This window comes from Saccharopolyspora sp. ID03-671, from assembly GCF_045278815.1.
Taxonomy (GTDB): Bacteria; Actinomycetota; Actinomycetes; order Mycobacteriales; family Pseudonocardiaceae; genus Saccharopolyspora; species Saccharopolyspora ipomoeae.
Map to the genome: position 1 here is coordinate 1546878 of NZ_CP134054.1, position 18086 is coordinate 1564963.

The 18086-nt window shown below is 69.9% G+C and carries 17 protein-coding genes; 7 read left to right on the forward strand and 10 right to left on the reverse strand.

What is annotated here, in order from left to right; all coding sequences use genetic code 11:
* Window positions 1-52: 52 nt before the first annotated feature.
* From REH65_RS07255 to REH65_RS07275, 5 genes are all read right to left on the reverse strand, one after another.
* Window positions 53-1255 carry a cytochrome P450 gene (locus tag REH65_RS07255; protein WP_406691806.1) on the reverse strand — a complete coding sequence of 401 codons (1203 nt, stop codon included), beginning with the start codon at window positions 1253-1255 and terminating at the stop codon, window positions 53-55.
* Window positions 1255-1848: an ATP/GTP-binding protein gene (locus REH65_RS07260; protein WP_281456085.1), complete on the reverse strand. Its 594-nt coding sequence runs from the start codon at window positions 1846-1848 to the stop codon at window positions 1255-1257. The genes REH65_RS07255 and REH65_RS07260 overlap by 1 nt, the downstream gene beginning before the upstream one ends.
* Window positions 1829-2188: a DUF742 domain-containing protein gene (locus tag REH65_RS07265; RefSeq protein ID WP_406691807.1), complete on the reverse strand. Its 360-nt coding sequence runs from the start codon at window positions 2186-2188 to the stop codon at window positions 1829-1831. The genes REH65_RS07260 and REH65_RS07265 overlap by 20 nt, the downstream gene beginning before the upstream one ends.
* A complete protein-coding gene (locus REH65_RS07270) occupies window positions 2185-2589 on the reverse strand; it encodes a roadblock/LC7 domain-containing protein (RefSeq protein WP_281456087.1) in 405 nt (134 codons plus the stop codon). Before REH65_RS07270 ends, REH65_RS07265 begins: the two co-directional genes overlap by 4 nt.
* 67 nt (window positions 2590-2656) lie before the next feature.
* Entirely contained in the window at window positions 2657-3988 is a 1332-nt protein-coding gene (locus REH65_RS07275) for an ATP-binding protein (RefSeq protein ID WP_406691808.1), read from the reverse strand.
* 385 nt (window positions 3989-4373) lie between these two features.
* On the opposite strand from REH65_RS07275, the gene REH65_RS07280 reads away from it, so the two are divergent.
* A complete protein-coding gene (locus REH65_RS07280) occupies window positions 4374-5171 on the forward strand; it encodes an SAM-dependent methyltransferase (protein WP_406691809.1) in 798 nt (265 codons plus the stop codon).
* Window positions 5172-5240: 69 nt separating this feature from the next.
* Entirely contained in the window at window positions 5241-6350 is a 1110-nt protein-coding gene (locus tag REH65_RS07285) for an acyltransferase (RefSeq protein ID WP_406691810.1), read from the forward strand.
* Here the strand turns inward: REH65_RS07285 and REH65_RS07290 are convergent.
* From REH65_RS07290 to REH65_RS07305, 4 genes are all read right to left on the reverse strand, one after another.
* Window positions 6338-7699, reverse strand: a complete 1362-nt coding sequence (locus REH65_RS07290) for a S28 family serine protease (protein WP_406691811.1) — start codon at window positions 7697-7699, stop codon at window positions 6338-6340. The genes REH65_RS07285 and REH65_RS07290 overlap by 13 nt on opposite strands.
* A 184-nt stretch (window positions 7700-7883) precedes the next feature.
* Window positions 7884-8819, reverse strand: coding sequence for a cellulose-binding protein (locus REH65_RS07295; protein ID WP_406691812.1), 936 nt, complete (start codon window positions 8817-8819; stop codon window positions 7884-7886).
* 271 nt (window positions 8820-9090) lie between these two features.
* Window positions 9091-9666, reverse strand: a complete 576-nt coding sequence (locus tag REH65_RS07300; RefSeq protein WP_281456093.1) for a TetR/AcrR family transcriptional regulator — start codon at window positions 9664-9666, stop codon at window positions 9091-9093.
* 21 nt (window positions 9667-9687) lie between these two features.
* Window positions 9688-9840, reverse strand: coding sequence for a hypothetical protein (locus REH65_RS07305; protein ID WP_406691813.1), 153 nt, complete (start codon window positions 9838-9840; stop codon window positions 9688-9690).
* A gap of 358 nt (window positions 9841-10198) precedes the next feature.
* On the opposite strand from REH65_RS07305, the gene REH65_RS07310 reads away from it, so the two are divergent.
* From REH65_RS07310 to REH65_RS07325, 4 genes are all read left to right on the forward strand, one after another.
* Window positions 10199-11692 carry an aldehyde dehydrogenase family protein gene (locus REH65_RS07310; protein WP_406691814.1) on the forward strand — a complete coding sequence of 498 codons (1494 nt, stop codon included), beginning with the start codon at window positions 10199-10201 and terminating at the stop codon, window positions 11690-11692.
* A 156-nt stretch (window positions 11693-11848) separates the two neighbouring features.
* On the forward strand, window positions 11849-13396 hold the full coding sequence (locus tag REH65_RS07315; protein ID WP_406691815.1) for an APC family permease: 1548 nt from the start codon (window positions 11849-11851) through the stop codon (window positions 13394-13396).
* A gap of 18 nt (window positions 13397-13414) precedes the next feature.
* Window positions 13415-14968 carry a GMC family oxidoreductase gene (locus REH65_RS07320; protein ID WP_406691816.1) on the forward strand — a complete coding sequence of 518 codons (1554 nt, stop codon included), beginning with the start codon at window positions 13415-13417 and terminating at the stop codon, window positions 14966-14968.
* Window positions 14969-15203: 235 nt separating this feature from the next.
* The gene (locus tag REH65_RS07325) at window positions 15204-16343 is read left to right on the forward strand and encodes a benzoate/H(+) symporter BenE family transporter (RefSeq protein WP_406691817.1); all 1140 of its coding nucleotides are present in this window, start codon (window positions 15204-15206) and stop codon (window positions 16341-16343) included.
* Window positions 16344-16376: 33 nt separating this feature from the next.
* Here the strand turns inward: REH65_RS07325 and REH65_RS07330 are convergent, their stop codons facing one another.
* Window positions 16377-17012, reverse strand: coding sequence for a cyclase (locus REH65_RS07330; protein WP_406691818.1), 636 nt, complete (start codon window positions 17010-17012; stop codon window positions 16377-16379).
* Between the two features lie 349 nt (window positions 17013-17361).
* On the opposite strand from REH65_RS07330, the gene REH65_RS07335 reads away from it, so the two are divergent.
* Window positions 17362-18042, forward strand: a complete 681-nt coding sequence (locus REH65_RS07335) for an HAD family hydrolase (RefSeq protein ID WP_406691819.1) — start codon at window positions 17362-17364, stop codon at window positions 18040-18042.
* Window positions 18043-18086 lie beyond the last annotated feature (44 nt).

The window sequence follows — 18086 nt, forward strand, 5'->3', positions numbered from 1 at the left end:
CATTGAAATCGGGTGTCCGACTTCCGTTGAAATCGCGTCACCGCGCGGGCGCCTAGTGCGGGGAGAACGTCACCGGCAACGACGTCAGACCTCGCATGAGGACCGAGGGGCGCCAGGTGAGGTCGTCGGGGTGAACTCCCAGGGCGGTGTCGGGGAGGCGGTCGAGGAGGACCTCGATGCCGGTGGTGGTGATGGTGCGGGCGATCTCCTGAGCGGCGTGCGGGCAGCCGTGCTCGCCGTGGCTGAACGAGAGGTGGGCGTGGTTGCCGAGCGCGCCCTCGTGGCCGTGCGGGCGGATCTGCGGGTCGGCGTTGGCAGCAGCCAGGCCCAGGACCAGCAGATCGCCCCGACGGACGGACTTGCCGCCGAGCTGGATGTCCCGGGTCGCCCAGCGGCCCACGTGGTTCTGGGTGGGCGTGTCCTCCCAGAGCACCTCGTTGAGCGCGTGGCCGACGCTGCTGCGCCCGCCCGCGAGGTCGATGGCGAAGCGCGCCTCGGTGAGCATCAGCCGCAGCGCGTTGCCCATCCAGTCCGATGTGGTCAGATGCGCCTTGCCGAGCGCGATGAACAGGTCCGCGGCGATCTCGTCCTCGGAGAGCCCGACCGGGTGCAGCACCAGGTGCGAGACCAGGTCGTCGGACGGGTCGGCGCGGCGCTCGCGTACCAGCCGCAGCATCCGGGCCACGGTGCGCTCGTGCGCGCGCACCGCCTCCTCCCCCTCCTGCCCGGACAGGGCCACGTCGTGGGTGAGCATCGGGGCGTCGTCGTCGGGCAGGCCGTAGATCTCGGCCATCGCCAGCAGCGGGATCTGGTGGGTGTACTCCACGACCAGATCGGCGAAACCGCGTCCGGCGAACCGGTCGATGAGCCGGTCGCAGATCCGCTCCACCGAGGAGGCCAGCTCGAACCGGTCCACGGCGGCCAGCGCTTCGTGCACCGCCACACCCCTCGTCCGGTGCTCGGCGACGTCGGCCAGCAGCGCCGAGGGGCGGGGTTCGACGTAGGCGCGCAGCGACCAGTCCTCCGGGACGCGGTGCCACTGGTTCCAGCGGCGCGGGTCGCGGCTGAACAGCTCGGGATTGCCCACCACGTAGTGCACTTCGCGGTAGCCGAGGACCGACCACGCCGGGACGCCGCCCTCCAGCTGCACCGGGGCGACCGGGCCGTGCTCGCGCCGCAGCCGCCGGTACACCGCGGCCGGGTCGCGGTGGAACCGCTCGCCGAAGAACGGGGTCGCGCTCACTCCCGGGTCCATCACGGCCTCCGGGCCAGCGACATCTCGCGCAGGTGCTCCACCAGTCGCACCAGCACCCGCTTGCTGGACTCGCGGTCGCGGGCGTCGCAGTCGAGCATCGGCACGTCCCCGGGCAGGTCCAGCGAGTCGCGCACCTGCTCCAGGCTGTGCTTGGGGACGCCGAAGTTGTTGCGCGCCACCACGAACGGCGTCCCGCGCTCCTCCAGGCGGTCGATGGCGTACCAGCAATCGGCGATGCGCCGGGAGTCCACCAGCACGACCGCGCCGAGGCAGCCGCTGAACAGCTGGTCCCAGATGAACCAGAACCGCTCCTGGCCGGGCGCGCCGAACAGGTACAGCACCATCCGCTCGTTGAGCGTGATGCGCCCGAAGTCGAAGGCCACGGTGGTCGTGCTCTTGGCGCCGACGCCCGCGGTGGAGTCCACGCCGACGCTGGCGACGGTCATGGTCTCCTCGGTCTCCAGCGGCCGGATCTCGCTGACCGAGCGCACGAGGGTGGTCTTGCCGACCGCGAAACCGCCGATGACGACGATCTTGAGCCCGTCCGCGGCGGTGGCGCGCAGCGGGACGCGGTCAGATGTTGCGAAGTCCAACTAGCACCTGCTCCAGGAAGTCCGGCGTCGGGATGTCCGACGGGTCGCGCCGGGCGGAGGGGTGCCGCGCGGTGATCTTGCCCAGCGCTTGGAGATCACCGAGCAGGATGCGCACGACGCTCACCGGCAGCCGGAGCTCGGCGGCGAGTTCGACCACCGAGATCGGCGAGCGCGCCAGTCGCAGGATGGCGGCGTGCTCGGACTGCATGCCCGGGGTCGGCTCCCCCTCGGTGACCACGAGGGTCACCGGGTCGAACGCGTCGTCGGCGGGACGGGTGCGGCCGCCCGTGACGATGTAGAGCCGGTCCGGGTTATCGTCGTCGAGCAGCCGCCGCGTCATGAGACCTCGACCCGGTTCGGACTCCGCAGGTGCTCGCCGATCTGCTCGACGAGCTCGTTCATGTTGTGGCCGATGATGCCCACGTCGGCCTCGTCGGAGGCCAGCACCGCGAGGTGGGCGCCGAACCCGGCCTCGACGATGCACAGCACGCCGCCGTAGAACTCGGTCATCGACTGCCGCACTCCCCCGCTGCCGTCGCCGAACTCGACCGACGCGCCGTAGGACAGGCTCTGGATCCCGGACGCGATCGCCGAGAGCTGGTCCGCCTGATCGGGCCCGAGACCCGCTGTGTGGCAGAGCTTGAGACCGTCCTTGGACAGCACCAGCGCGTGTCTGCTGCCGGGGGTGTTCTGCAGCAGGTTCTCCAGCATCCAGTCGAGCTCGTGGGTGTCGATGGTCATCGCGGCTGCGGGACGGCGGGCGGGGTGACCCGCGGTCCCACACCTCCAATCGGGGCTGTCGGGGGATTCATCGGGTGTCCTCGTCCGATGTGGACGATTCATCGCGGCGGGCGCGGGAGAACGCGCCGAAGCGCGCTCCCGCGTCCGGCCGCTCGCCCTCGGCCCGCCTGGGGGCCGGGGCCTTGCGCACTGCGGTCAGGGTGCTCCCCCGGCGTCGCTTGGGGAGCTCGCCGGGATCGGTGGTCTCCGAGGGGGTTTCGGCGTGGGGGTCGAGGGTGTGCTCGACGGGTTCCTCGGCGGGGACTTCGGGTTCGGCGCGCGGCTGGGTGATCAGCTTCTGCGGGATCATCACGACCACGCCGGTCCCGCCGCGCGCCGAGCCGCGGAAGGACACCGACAGCTCGTGCTTGCGCGCCAGGCAGCCGACCACGGCCAGGCCCAGCCTGCTGCCGGCGAGCTCGGCGAGGTCCAGCGGGGTGTCCGAGACCGCCTGCTGCGCGCGGGTGAGCGCGGCCTCGCTCATCGCCAGACCGCTGTCCTCGACGGTGACGACCACGCCGCTGTGCACCTCTTCGACGTAGACGTGCACCTCTTCGGTGGGCGGGGAGAACTTGGTGGCGTTGTCCATGATCTCGGCGAGCGCGTGCATCACGCCCTCGGCCGCGTAGCCGACGACGGCGACGGTGCTGGTGGAGTGCAACCGGATCCGCTGGTAGGCGCTGATCCGGCCCATCGCGCCGCGCAGCACGCTCTCCATCACGATCGGCTTGCTCCAGCGGCGTCCGCTGCGCGCGCCGGTGAGCACCGCGATGCTGTCGGCCAGCCGCCCGGCCTGGGCGGTGCTGTGGTCGAGCTTGAGCAGGTCGGCGAGCACGTCCTCGGACTCGTGCCTGCCCTCCATCTCGCGCAGGTCGGCGAGCATGCCGGTGGCCAGCGCTTGCACCCGGCCGGCGGCGTTGGAGCAGGTGGACAGGGCTGCGGCGCGCAGCTTCTCACCGGCGGCCAGCTCCTTCGACAGCGCCTTGATGACGCGGCGGTGGGGGATGCCGAAGCTCTGGTTGAGCTCCTTGGCCGCTTCTTCGGCCCCGGCTCCGGAGCGCAGGTCGCGGGCGAGGGTGGGCAGCGCCTCGTCGGCCAGCCGCACGAGGTCGCTGTTCATCCTGGTGGCCGCGAGCCGGTAGTGGCGGGTCATCTGGACGCCGCGCACGACTCCGCCGACGGCCGCCGACAGGGCGAGCACGAGCAGCGCGCCCACGGCGGCGATGGGGGTTTCGAGCGGGCCCTGGAACAGCGCCCAGCCGAGCAGCGCGCCGGACAGCCCCAGGGTGAGCAGGAACGCGACGACCACCGGATACCGGTAAGGGAACTCTCCTCGGGGCACGGGGTTGTCGGTCGACATCAACGGTTCCTCATCGCCGGATGCGGGGTGGGGGCTCGCTTGGGCGCGCGGGTACGCGAAGCAGATAGTAACGGAGAGCATACAGCCGATGACTCTCTTTTGGGTGACACTCGCCTCAATGTGCCAACCAACGCCTTATTCGATCTTCAATCCGGACACCACTCGGCCAGTTCCGGCAGTAGTTCTTTCGGTTTTTCACAGAACCGGAAACGCATTTTTCGCCCACTCGCGGAACGGAACGAGGGCCGTTCGCAGATCTTGCGCACTACTCCAGAGAGGTGACGCTGCGTCACTGCGCTGCGGATTTTTCACCTGATCAGTACGAGGTGCGATCACTACGCTACGCAGCAGTGAAGTTACCCGCGGACACCTTGGCGGCTGACCGATGATCACCAGGACGCTCGACCTGGACCGCCCGAGCGACGCGCGCGTCCACGACTACCTGCTCGGCGGCGGCAGCAACTTCGCCGCCGATCGGGCGCTGGCCCGCCGCATCCTCGCCGCCGCCCCCTCGGCCCGGCTCGACGCGCTGGCCAACCGCGACTGCCTGCGGCGGATGATCCGCACCTGCCTCGACCACGGCGTCGACCAGTTCCTCGACCTCGGCTCCGGCATCCCCACCGCGGGCGGCCCGCACGAGATCGCCCCCGACTCCCCCGTGGTCTGCGTCGACAACGAGCACCTCGCCGCCACCCAGGGAGAACTCCTGCTGAGCGGCAGCGGCAACGCCGCGATGGTGCACGCCGACGTGCGCGATCCGAACGCGGTGCTGGCCGCCGAACCGACCCGGCGGCTGCTGGACCTCGATCGTCCGGTGGCGGTGCTGCTGTTCGGCGTGGCCCACCTGTTCGGGGAGCACCACCACCCCGCCGAGGTCATCCGCGGCTACACCGACGCGCTGGCGCCCGGGTCGTTAGTGGCGTTGTCCCACCTCACCGACGAGTTCGCGCCGCAGCAGGCGCGCGACCTGCTCGCCGCGCTGCCCGGTTGCCCACCCCCGGTGCTCCGGGACCGGGCGAGCCTGATGTCGTCCCTCGCAGGCCTCGAAGCGGTCGACCCGGGCGCGGTGCCCGCCTCCGACTGGAGACCCGACGGCACCTCCGAGGACCTGCGCGTCACCGAACCGCTGAGCTTCGCGGTGCTGGCTCGCACCCCGGGTCGCCCGAACAGCCCAAGAAGCTAGACTGTCCGCTCGAAACCCACCTCTACCAGGGGTTTCTTTCGGACGAAACCGACCTTCGAGGTAGCGAGCGTGCAGGAACTCACCACCGCGGCGCCAACGCGGCGCAGCACCCGGAAGGTCAGCTGGGACGTGGTGCGCACGGCGTGCGTGGTGCTGGTGATGCTCTACCACGCGACCCACATGAGCCGGGTGACTCACCCCGAGCTCTCACCGCGCGTGCTGACCTTCCCGTACCAGGTGGGCGCGAGCCTGCTGCTGGTGATCTCGGCGTACTTCGCGGCGGCCACCATCGGGCGCGGCAGCCTGCGCCGGTACTGGTGGAAGCGGATGGCCCGGCTGGTACCGCCGTTCGTCGGCGCCGTGGTGCTGATCTGGCTGGTCCTGCGGTTCCTGCGACCACCCGCGTGGATCGAGCCCAGCGGCGCCGACCTGGTGCACCACCTGCTCATGCTGTGGAACTGGAAGCCGCTGGAGTACGCCTTCCTGGACGGTTCACATTGGACGGTCCCGCTGCAGCTGATGGGGTTCACCTTCGCCGCGCTGCTGTTCGCCACCAAGTGGGGCCACGGCAACAAGATCGTCTGGGTGATGTGGACAGCTGTACTGCTCCCGCTCGCCCAGTGGCACCTGCGCATCTCCGGGGTGCCCGAGACCTACCGGATGCTGGTGGACGGCTTCGGCGCGCACCGCTGGCACCTGTTCGTCGCCGGGGTCGCGATCTGGATGGTCTCCACCGGCCGCCTCGGGCGCGGCCACTTCGCGCTGCTGCTCGCGGCCTGCATGGGCGCCCAGGCCGTGCACAACTACATCCGGCTCCCCGACGGCGCGCTGGACTGCGACTGGGGTTCGACCATCGCCGTCTGGGTCGGGCTGCTGGTGCTGACGCTGGTGGCCTGCGGCCCGGACTGGCCGCTGCCGCCCGCGGCGGCGCGCGCGGCGACCTGGTTCGCCGGGATCTCCTACGGCGTGTTCCTGTCCCACCAGACCATCGGCTACGTCCTGCTGCACTACCTCGACGTCAGCGGCGTGCCGCCGCTGCTGCAGACCCTGGCGGTGCTGGTCACCGGCACCGTGGTGGGCTGGGCGCTGACCGAGGTGGTCGAGCGGCCCGCCCACGACTTCCTGATCGGCCTCTACGACCGGACGTTCGCCGAGAGCGGGTCGCGTCAGAGCGGATGACGCTCCACCCGCCGCTGGTCCAGGGACGTGCTGCGCAGCTCCGGAGCCTCCACCCCGGCCCAGCGGCGCACCGTCGCCTCGGCCTCCGCCCGCCGGTCGGCGGGCAGTCCCGCGATGTCGGCGCCGTGGTTGGCGCCCGGCACCAGGTACGAGTGCGAGTCCAGCGGGCTCGGCTCGAACGGTTCGGCGCTCCACGGGTCGTTCTGGCCGTTGACGAACATCAGCTCCGAGCCGCGGCTGCGGACCCAGTCGTCGACCTCGCCCATGACTCCCGGCTCGAACTCCATCGGGATCTCGCGCGGCACCAGGTTGCGCGGTTGGCTCAGCTCCCGGTGGTGCAGCAGGTCGGCCAGCGGCTCGTCGGAGACGTCGGGCCAACCCAGCTGCGTTCCGGCCTGGTAGTAGTACGGAGCGTAGGGCTCCACGCCCTGGTCGGTGTAGAAGGCGAACTCGACCGTCTCGTCCAGGAAGCGGTAGATCTCGTCGGTGCTCGCGGTCGGCGCCGGGACCTGCCCGCAGTCCTGCTGGCCGCGGTATTGCCAGAAGCTCCACGGCGCGTCGAGCACGACCAGCTCCAGGCCGCGGTCGATGTCGCCGATGATCCGGTCGAAGGTCATCCGCTGCTCGTCGGCGAAGGCCTGGAACTTCGCGATCATCTCCGGCCGGCGGATCAGCGCCTCCCGCTGCACGGCCGTCAGCGCCTCGCGACACGCTGGATCGGTACCGACCGATGAGAGGAACCCGTCGTAGGCGTCGTGAGCGTTGTCCACATCGTTCGGTGCGACGTACGCAACGGTTCCGTCCACGTCGTCCGGGTAGAAGTGGCGGTGGTAGACCGCCGTCATGCCGCCCTTGCTCGCACCGGTGGTGATCCACTGCCGATCGAAGATCCCGCGCAGCGCCGAGATCACCTCGTGCTCGTCGGTGGCGGCCTGCCAGATGTCGAGATCGTTCCAGTCGGCGGGTTCCGGCCGCGACGGGGTGAAGAAGCGGTGCTCCAGCGCGATCTGGTTGCCGTCGACCAGCTGCGTCGGTTCGGTGCGGTAGGTGCTGGTGGGCAGCCCGTAGCCGGTCGTGTGGAGCACGGTCGGGCGGGAGGTGTCGCGGTGCAGCAACGTGAGCCGCTGCTGGAACGTCCCGGCCTCGGGGTGCCGGTGATCGGCCGGCTGGGCGAAGGTGAGGTCGAACAACCGGAATCCCGGTTCGGTGGGCCGTTCGGCCACCACCGTCAGGCCCGGCACCCGCTCCAGCCGCTGCGCGAGCTCATCCGGAGGGGCCGCCTCCGCGGGCATCCCGACCAGCGTCAACGCGCAGGCCGCGGCGATGATCCCCCATCCGCGCCAGTTCATCCGACCTCCCGTGAGCACGACGATCGGAGCAACATAGCCAGCCGGGCGGAGCACCGGGAAGCGCGCGGCGTGTTCTCGACACGTCCCCCGCGCGCAGCAAGGGGCCGCCCACCGGGTGCCGGGCGGGCGGCCCGTCGCTCACCCGGGGTGCGCGCGGTTGCGCACCCCGGGTGACGCGGTCACCTCAGACGGTGGCGTCGGCCTCCTGCGGCAGCGGCTCCTCGTCGCGCTGCTTCGGGACGTCCACGTCGGTTTCTCCACTGTGGACGGTTCCGGTCACGTAGGCGTCCGAAGCCTCGGTGTCCGAACCGGTCTCGGTGGCCACCAGGAACGGTTCGGCGTTGCCCAGGATCTGCTGCGCGGTGCGCACCTGCTCGGCCAGCTGCTGCCGGGTCTTGAGCATCGTCGCCGAGTACTCGTCGGCCCGCACGATCCGGCGCTCGCCCTCGGCCGTGGCCTCGCGGACGCGGCGCTGGGCCTCCTCGCGGCTGGCCTGCTCGCGCTCGGCCAGGATGCGCATGGCCTCCTCGCGGCGGGCGGCCATGGACGTCTCGAAGTCGTGCTCCACCTGGACACGGCGCTCTTCGGCCTCGGCGTCGAGCTGCCTGCGCTGCTGCTCGGCCTGCTTGGCCATCTCCTGCACCTCGGAGCGGGTGCGCGCGATCATGTCGTTGCGCTGCTCCTCGGACTGGCGACGCCATTCATCGGCCTCGGCGACGAGCTTCTCGTAGCGGTTGCGCAGCTCGGCGGCGGCCTGCTCGGACCGCGCCCACTCGTGCTCCGAGGCCGCCTGGGCGCTGGCCACGATCTCCTGCGCCTCGTCCTGCGCGAGCCGGACCATGCGGCGCATGCGGTCGGACAGCGCGTCCATCGAGATGGGTTCCTGCGCCTGCGCGTCGAGCTCGCGCTTGAGCTCCTCGACCTGCGCCCGCGCTTGGTCGAGCTGCGCGGACAGCTCGTTGACCTGGCTTAACGCCGAGTCCCGGTCCTCGGTGACCAGCCGCAGCTCGGCCTCGGTCTGCTGGATGTAGAACTTCACCTGCGAACGCCGGTATCCGTACCAGACGGTGTCGAAATCGGCCTTCAGCGGTACCAGTTCGCGGTCTTCGATGTGCCCCACGGTCTCACCCCACCTGAGTTGATCAATTGTGCTGGGAGCGAGCCACGCCCCGACGCGGCAAGTCCGTGCGCCACCGGTGATTCCTCCGCTGATGCGCCCGCCGGGCCGAAACCGACAACTTCGACGACATCACCGAACACCGATGCCACGGATCGCTATGGGTCCATCTTCCTCGCCGAGGCCATTGAGATCAACTGCCCCGATTCCGGTGCAATGCAACGGACATCCGATGTTGACCATCCGGACACCCGCCCTGAAATGCCTGTTGGAATCAGGTTTTCGCGCCCGGTTGCAGCATCCGCCGAAAAGTAGTCTCGATTTCATCTCGGCTCGGCACCGATTCCCGGACGATCCCCTGCAGCTGCCAACCGCAGAACAGCACCGACAGGGCCCGGCCGGTGGTCTCGTCGGTGTAGGAGGCGAACAGCTCGGCCAGCCAGGTGTCCCACTCCTGGCTCACCTGGCGCAAGGCCGGCTTGTGCAGCGCGGCGATGTAGAGCTGGTGCTCGACGGCGGTCTGCGCGCGGGCTTCCCCGAGGTAGTGCAGCACCAGGTCGGTGAGCGCTTCGGCCAGGTCGCAGCCGGGTTCGAGCCCGTCGGCCCACCTGCGCATGTTCTCGACGTCGTCCTCGGCGGCCTGCCGCAGGGCGCTGGCGAGCAGGTCGTCGAGGGTCGCGAAGTAGTAGGTGGTGGAACCGAGCGGGACCCCCGCGGCAGCCGCGACGCTGCGGTGCGTGAGCTTCTCGACGCCGCGTTCGGCGACGACCTCGATCGCGGCGCGCGCGATGCGCTCGCGGCGGTCGGGGTCCTTGCGGCGAGCGGGCGGCGCGGGCTGCGTGGTCGACATGCGCTCGGTGTTCCTCCCCTGTCACGGCGCGTGAACGTCATCGGCATCCGGGTGGCGGGGCCGGAGGAAGGACCTGGGGCGTTCGGCCCATCCGGAGATCCAGCTTGCCACGTCGCGGTCGATACCGATGCGGTCCACGTCACCGACCAGACGTTTGGCCAGTTCAGAACGCATTTTTCCACGAGGTCGAACGTCATCGGCCAGCAGATGATGTACAGATGTACATCAATGGTGTTAGTGTCCTCTCCCGGCAGCGCAGCCAAAGGCTCCGCGAGGCGGGAAAGAATTGCGTCGCGCGGAATGGGAGAAAACGCGCCCGAAAGCCACCGAATGGAACACCAGGAGGTGAATTCGAGACCGGTGCGTGCCGAGGACGGCACCATTCGGCGAATTGCTCCGCATCATCACCCGGTGCGGATTCGCGTGGCGACGAATCGGCGTCCGCCGCATTGTGAACTCGCCGCCCGGGGCGGTGCGTGTTCCACGCGCGGACGAGGACGCGGACACACAAGCGACTTTACGGGGAAGAGCCATGCCGCAAGCAGACAATTCGGCAGCCACGTGCTACATCGACGGCAAGTGGGTCCCGGCCGCCGACGGCCGCACCCGGCAGATCCACTGCCCCGCTGACGGGCAGCTGGTCGCCACCGTCTCCGAGGGCGGTCGAGCGGACGCCGAGCAGGCCGTCGCCGCCGCGCGCCGCGCCTTCGACGAGGGCACCTGGTCCACCGGCTCCGCCTGGGACCGCGGCGACCTGCTGCTGCGCGTCGCCGACATCCTGGTGCGCGACAAGGACGAGTTCGCCCGCGCCGAATCGCTCGACACCGGCAAGCGCCTGGTGGAGAGCGAGTACGACATGGACGACATCGCCGCCTGCTTCCGGTACTTCGGCAAGATCGCCGGCACCGACGCGGGCAGCCTCGTCGACACCGGCACGCCGGACGCCATCAGCCGCGTGCAGTACGAGCCGGTCGGCGTCTGCGGGATGATCACCCCCTGGAACTTCCCGCTGCTGCAGGTGGCCTGGAAGGTCGCGCCCGCCATCGCCGCCGGCGACACCTTCATCCTCAAGCCCAGCGAGCTCACCCCCGCCACCGCGATCCTGCTGATGCGCGCGCTGGAGGAGGCCGGTCTGCCCGCCGGCGTCGGAAACCTGGTGCTGGGCAGCGGTTCCGAGGTCGGCTCGGTGCTGGCCGAGCACCCCGACGTGGACCTGATCTCGTTCACCGGCGGCCTGCACACCGGCCGCAAGATCTCGGCGATGGCCGCGCCCACCGTCAAGAAGGTCGCGCTCGAACTCGGCGGCAAGAACCCCAACGTGGTCTTCGCCGACGCCGACTTCGACACCGCAGTGGACTTCGCGCTGACCGCGATCTTCCTGCACTCCGGCCAGGTCTGCTCCGCGGGCGCCCGGCTGATCGTGCAGGACGAGCTGCACGACGCGCTGGTCGACGAGATCGTCCGCCGCGCCGAGCAGATCCGCATCGGCGGCCCGTTCGACGACGACGCCGAGACCGGCCCGCTGATCTCGGCCGCGCACCTGCAGAAGGTCGACGACTACGTCAAGAAGGCGGTCTCCGAGGGCGCTGTCCTGCGCACCGGCGGCAAGCGGCCCGAGGGCGAGCGCTACGCCAACGGGCACTACTACCTGCCCACGGTTCTCGACGAGGTGAAGCAGGGGAGTTACGCGGTGACCGAGGAATCCTTCGGCCCGGTGCTGACCGTCGAGCGCTTCACCGACGAGGACGACGCGATCCGCATCGCCAACGACACGCACTACGGCCTTGCCGGTGCGGTGTTCACCGGCGACCCGGCCAAGGCGCAGCGGGTGGCCAACCGGCTGCGGCACGGCACCGTCTGGATCAACGACTTCCACCCGTACCTCCCGCAGGCCGAGTGGGGCGGCTTCAAGCAGTCCGGCATCGGACGCGAACTGGGCCGCGCCGGTCTCGGCGAGTACCAGGAGGCCAAGCACGTGTACCAGAACCTGCGGCCCGGTCCGCAGAACTGGTTCTCCGCGAAGTAAGGAAAGGAATCCTGTGTTCGGTGCGGCGGACAGCGTTCCGCCGCACCGCCCGCAAAAGCATTGTGGGAAGAGGGATTTCGCGCTAGCAAACAACCAACCCGCGTCGTCGCTCCTGCCTCCCGGCGGGAGGGGTCGGCCGGGGAAGGAGTTCGGGGCATGAGCGCGCCCACCACCAATCACGACGCCGGGCTCAACGAGTTCGGCTACACCAACAAGTTGAAGAGAAGCCTCGGCAGCTTCCACACCTTCGCCGCGGGCATCAGCTACATCTCGGTGCTCACCGGCGCCTTCCAACTCTCGTACTTCGGCATCGGCTTCGGCGGGCCCGCCTACGTGTGGTCCTGGCCGATCGTGTTCCTCGGGCAGTTGCTGGTGGCGTTGAGTTTCGCCGAGCTGGCATCGCGGTACCCGATCGCCGGTTCCATCTACAACTGGGCCAAGAAGCTGGGCGGCCCGCACGTCGGCTGGTTGGCGGGCTGGATGATGCTGCTGGCCTCGATCGTGTCGATCTCGGCCACGGCGCTGGCCTACCAGAACACGCTGCCGCAGATCTGGTCCGGTTTCCAGCTCGTCGGTGACGGCTCCGACGCCACCGACTCCGCGGTCAACGCGGTGCTGCTGGCACTGGTGCTGATCCTGTTCACCACGCTGGTCAACGCCTACGGCGTCAAGCTGATGGCGCAGATCAACTCCACCGGCGTGTTCATCGAGCTCGCGGCCGCGGTGCTGCTGATCATCGCGCTGGCGCTGGTCGTGGTGAACCCGCCGACGGTCATCCTCGACACCAACGGCACCGAAGCGGCCTACGGCGGCAGCTACCTGAGCGCCTTCCTCGTCGCCGGGATCGCCTCGTCCTACGTCATGTACGGCTTCGACACCGCCGCGTCCCTCGGCGAGGAGTCGATCGACCCGCACAAGAACGCCCCGCGCGCCATCCTGCGCGCGCTGATCGCCTCGTTCGTCCTGGGCGGCCTGATCCTGCTGTTCGGCATGATGGCCACCCGCGACTTCAGCGCCCCGGAGCTCGCCGAGTCCGGTCTGCAGTTCGTGCTCAGCGACGCGCTCGGCCCGTTCGTCGGCCGGCTGTTCCTGCTGGCGATCTTCGTGGCGATCACCGTCTGCGTGCTGGCCGTGCACACAGCCGCGATCCGCATCATGTTCGCCATGGCCCGCGACAACGCGCTGCCCGCGGGCAAGCTGCTGGCCCGGGTGAGCCCGCGCTTCCAGACCCCGGTCGCCCCCGCGGTGTTCATCGGCGTGGTGGCCGTCGTGCTGCTGCTGGTCAACATCGGTCAGCCGCAGATCTTCACCGCCATCACCTCGCTGGCGATCATCCTCATCTACATCTCCTACCTGCTGGTGACCGTCCCGATGCTGGTCGCGCGCCTGCGCGGGAAGTGGAAGCCGGTCAAGGAGGAGGGCCGGTTCAGCCTCGGCAAGTTCGGCCTGCCCGTCAACGTCCTGGCCGTGCTGTGGGGTCTGGGCATGTCGATCAACCTCGCGTGGCCCCGCAAGGACGTCTACAACGCAGAACCGCCGTACCACTGGTACCTGCAGTACAGCTCTGTGCTGTTCGTCGGCATCGCGGCCGTGGGCGGTTTCGCCTACTACTGGTTCGTCCAGCGGCACAAGGTGGGTGTGCTCGCCGACCACGCGGCGTCCGAAAAGGACACCGCGGGCGACGAGAACACGTCCCTCGTCTGAGTTCTGAAAGGAATGACCATGACCGATCAGTTCGACTACGTCGTGGTGGGCGGCGGCAGCGCCGGTGCGGCGGTCGCGGCCCGGCTGTCGGAGGACCCCGACACCACCGTGTGCCTGCTCGAAGCCGGCCCGTCCGACGTCGGCGACAGCAACGTCCTCGAGCTCAAGAAGTGGATGGCGCTGCTGGAGTCCGGCTACGACTGGGACTACCTCATCGAGCCGCAGGAGAACGGCAACTCCTTCATGCGCCACGCCCGCGCCCGGGTGCTCGGCGGCTGCTCCTCGCACAACTCCTGCATCGCGTTCTGGGCTCCGGCCGAGGACCTCGACGAGTGGGAGTCGATGGGCCTGCCCGGCTGGGGCTCGAAGGACGTGTTCCCGCTGTACAAGCGGCTGGAGACCAACGACGGACCGGGTGAGCACCACGGCCGCTCCGGCCCGGTGACCATCCGCTCGGTCCCGCCGAAGGACCCGACCGGCGCGGCGCTGCTGGAGGCCTGCGAGCAGCAGGGCATCCCGACCACCGAGTTCAACTCGGGCAAGACGGTCACCCACGGCGCCAACTGGTTCCAGATCAACGCCAAGCAGGACGGCACCCGCTCCTCGTCGTCGGTGTCCTACCTGCACCCGATCATGGACCGGCCGAACCTGGAGATCCGCACCAACGCCTGGGCCAAGAAGGTCACCTTCGACGGCACCCGCGCCACCGGTGTGGAGTACCTCAGCGACGACCTGATCCACTCCAAGACGATCACCGCGCGCAAGGAGGTCGTGCTCTCCACCGGTGCGATCGACACGCCGAAGCTGCTGATGCTCTCCGGCATCGGCCCGGCCGAGCACCTGCGCGAGTTCGGCATCGACGTGCTGGTCGACTCCCCCGGCGTCGGCTCCACCCTGGAGGACCACCCCGAGGGCGTGATCAGCTGGGAGGCCAAGAAGCCGATGGTGGAGGACTCCACCCAGTGGTGGGAGATCGGCATCTTCACCCGGACCGAGGAGGGGCTGGACCGGCCCGACCTGATGTTCCACTACGGTTCGGTGCCCTTCGACATGCACACCGTGCGGCAGGGTTACCCGACCTCGGAGAACTCCTTCTGCCTGACCCCGAACGTCACCCGCGCCCGCTCGACCGGCACGGTCCGGTTGCGCAGCAAGGACTTCCGGGACAAGGCCAAGGTGGACCCGAAGTACTTCACCGACCCGGACGGCCACGACATGCGCGTCATGACCGAGGGCATCAAGCTGGCCCGCAAGATCGTCGCGCAGTCGGCGATGCAGGAGTGGGCCGGCGAGGAGCTCTTCCCGGGCAAGGACGTGCAGACCGACGACGAGATCGCCGACTACATCAAGCGCACCCACAACACCGTCTACCACCCGGCGGGTTCGGTGAAGATGGGCGCCGTCGACGACGACTCGAAGCCGCTGGACCCGCGGCTGCGGGTCAAGGGCGTGCAGGGCCTGCGCGTCGCCGACGCCTCGGTGATGCCGTTCCTGGTGGCGGTCAACCCCAACATCACCACCATGGCCATCGGCGAGAAGTGCTCGGACATGCTCAAGCAGGACAACGCCTGAGCCGACCCCGTGACGGGCGGGTGCCCTCCCCCATCGAGGACACCCGCCCGCGAATCCCCGGACCGCCCCGAACGCGTCCGGGGTTCGGTGATGAGAACCCCTCCGGTCCCCCGTCCCGGAGGGGTTTTCGTCTTCCTGGCCACAGTTCGCCCCGCAGCGGGCGGTCGCGATGCGATCGTGGTCGTTCGCCGAGAGAACGGACGGGGTCGTGCAGTCAGATCAGCGGGTGCGAGCCGTGCCTGCCTCCACTCTGGTCTCCGGGTTCATCACGACGCTCGTGGGCGTGGTGAGCTCGGCGGCCATCGTCTTCGAAGCCGCGCGGACGCTGGGAGCCTCGCCCGCCGAGATCTCGTCGTGGATCTTCGCGCTGGGCATCGGGATCGGCGTCGTCTCGATCGCGCTGTCGCTGCGCACCCGCGCGCCGATCGTGCTGGCCTGGTCGACACCGGGCGCGGCGCTGCTGGCCGCCAGCGGCCACGGGCTGTCGATGCCGGAGGCCGTCGGCGCGTTCCTGCTGGCCGCGGTGCTGGCGCTGCTGGTGGGCGCGACCGGGCTGTTCGAGCGGGCGGTGAACCTCATCCCGCCCGCGATCGCCGCCGCGCTGCTCGGCGGGGTGCTGCTGCGTTTCGGCCTCGACCTGTTCACCACGATGCGCGAGCAGTTCGCGCTGGTCGCGGCGATGCTGGCCGGGTACCTGCTGGCCAAGCGGTTCGTGCCGCGCTACGCGGTGCTGGTCGCGCTGGTGCTCGGCGTGGCCGGCACGGCGCTGGCCGGGACCCTGCGGGCCGGGGACGTCGACTTGGCTCTGGCGACACCGGTGTGGACGTGGCCGGAGTTCTCGGTGCACTCGGTGGTGGGCATCGCGATCCCGCTGTTCGTGATCACCATGACCTCGCAGAACCTGCCCGGCGTCGTCACGCTGCGGGCCCACGGCTACACCACGCCGATCTCCCCGGTGCTGTCCTGGACCGGGTTGGCGAACGCGCTGCTGGCCCCGCTGGGCTGCTTCGGGATCAACCTCGCGGCGATCACCGCCGCCCTGGCGATGGGCGAGGAGGCCCACGAGGACCCGGCGCAGCGCTACAAGGCCGCGATCACCTCGGGTGCGCTGTACCTGCTCATCGCGGTGTTCGGGGCGACGCTGGCGAGCCTGATCGCCGCGTTCCCTGGCGCGCTGATCGCCGCGCTGGCCGGGATCGGCCTGCTCGACACCATCGGCGGCTCGCTGGCCAAGGCCACCTCCGAGGCCGAGGGCCGGACCGCCGCGCTGATCGCGTTCCTGGTCACCGCCTCCGGCATCACGGCCTTCGGCATCGCCTCGGTCTTCTGGGGCCTGGTCGCGGGCGTCGTCGCGCACCTGATCACCCGCAGGTGAGCGGCGGGGACGTCGCCCCCGCCGCTCCCCGGGTCAGCCGATGGTGGTCGTGGTCAGGGTCGGGTTCGGGTTGGGGAAGCACGCCGACGGGACGTCGACGTCGCCGACCACCGAGGACACCACGGCGGTGAAGGTCAAGCCCGGGTCCTCGTAGCTGCTGCCCGCCAGCTTGGTCTCGATCGTGCCGGACTCACCGGCGGTGAGGTGCACGGTGATGGTGGGGAGCTCGAACTCGCCGCCCCCGGCGATCGGGCCGTCGAGGTGCAGGGTGGCCACGCCGTTCTCGACGTTGATGGTCGGCGGGGTGTTGCCCAGGCCGGAGCCGCCCGCCAGGTCGGCCGAGACGTAGGTGGAGTTGGCCGGGATCGGGATCTTCAGGTCGAAGCCGCCGACCTCCTTGACGGTGTTGCCGTTGACCTCGCCCGGGATGGTGTTGACGGCCGGGTCGACGACGACGTCGAACGCGGCTCCGGGGGCGACGGTCTCGGGCGCGGTGACGTCGGTGCTCTGCTGCAGGCTGAACTGCTGCGCGCCGAGCGGTGAGTCACCGGAGCAGTCGAAGTTGACGTCGAAGGGCGCGGCCGCGGCCTGCGGGACCACGGCGAGCGCCGCACCGGCGGCGAAGGCGGCCGCGATGGCGGCCCGCTTTCCACTGAGGACGGACTTCATTGGCCTCTCCTGCACGATCGGGGGACTTCGAAAAGTGCTGGCCGCGCGGCGGATTCGAAACCTACCGACGGGTTAAAAGCCCGGTCAACGACGACGTTTTTGCCGGAGTTACCACCTTTGACTCACCGTCACCGCGCTCGGCCGAACGGGGCCGCGCAACCGCCGTCCCGACGAGCACCACCGCCCCTCGTCCACGCGACCGATCCGGGCGAACCGGACGCGGGGGCACGCGGTGTGAGCACCCGGCGGCCGATCGGGCGACCCCGACATCACCCGGGCATCTTGACACCGACCGGAGTCCCGAACTGGGGCTAGCGCGACATACCGTCTAGTCGGTACGGTCCAGTTCATGGGTTCCAGTGCCGTCAACCCGACCGTGCGCGCGGTCGTCTTCGACTACGGAGGTGTGCTCACCACACCCACCCGCGACTCGATCAACGCCTGGCTGACCGAGGAGCGAATCCGACCGGAGCTGTTCTCCGCGACCCTCAAGGAGTGGCTGTCGCGCAACGCGCCCGCGGGCACGCCCGTGCACCGGCTCGAAACCGGTGAGCTCGACGCCGACGGCTTCAACGAGGCGATGGCCGCCCGCCTGCGCACCCTCGACGACCAGCCCGTGGCCCCCGGCGACCTGCTCGGACGGCTCTTCGGGCGGATGCGGCCGGAACCGGCCATGCTGACGCTGGTGCGGGACCTGCGGGAACGCGGGATCCGCACCGCACTGCTGTCCAACAGCTGGGGGGACATCGACGCCTACCCGTGGGAGCAGCTGGCCGGGTTGTTCGACTCCACCGTCCTCTCCGGCGAGGTCGGCCTGCGCAAACCCGACCCGCGCATCTACCGGATGAGCCTGGACGCGCTCGGCCTCGACGCCGAGCAGACCGCCTTCGTCGACGACGGCGCGCCCAACGTCGACGCCGCCCGCGAACTGGGCATGCACGCCGTGCTGCACACCGGCCCGGCCGACACCCGAACCCGGCTGGCGGAGCTGCTGCCCGCCGGATCCGTACCGCAAGAGGAGATCAGGTGAACGCACCAGCGCCCGACGAGCTGCCCGGACTCGACCTGCACCGG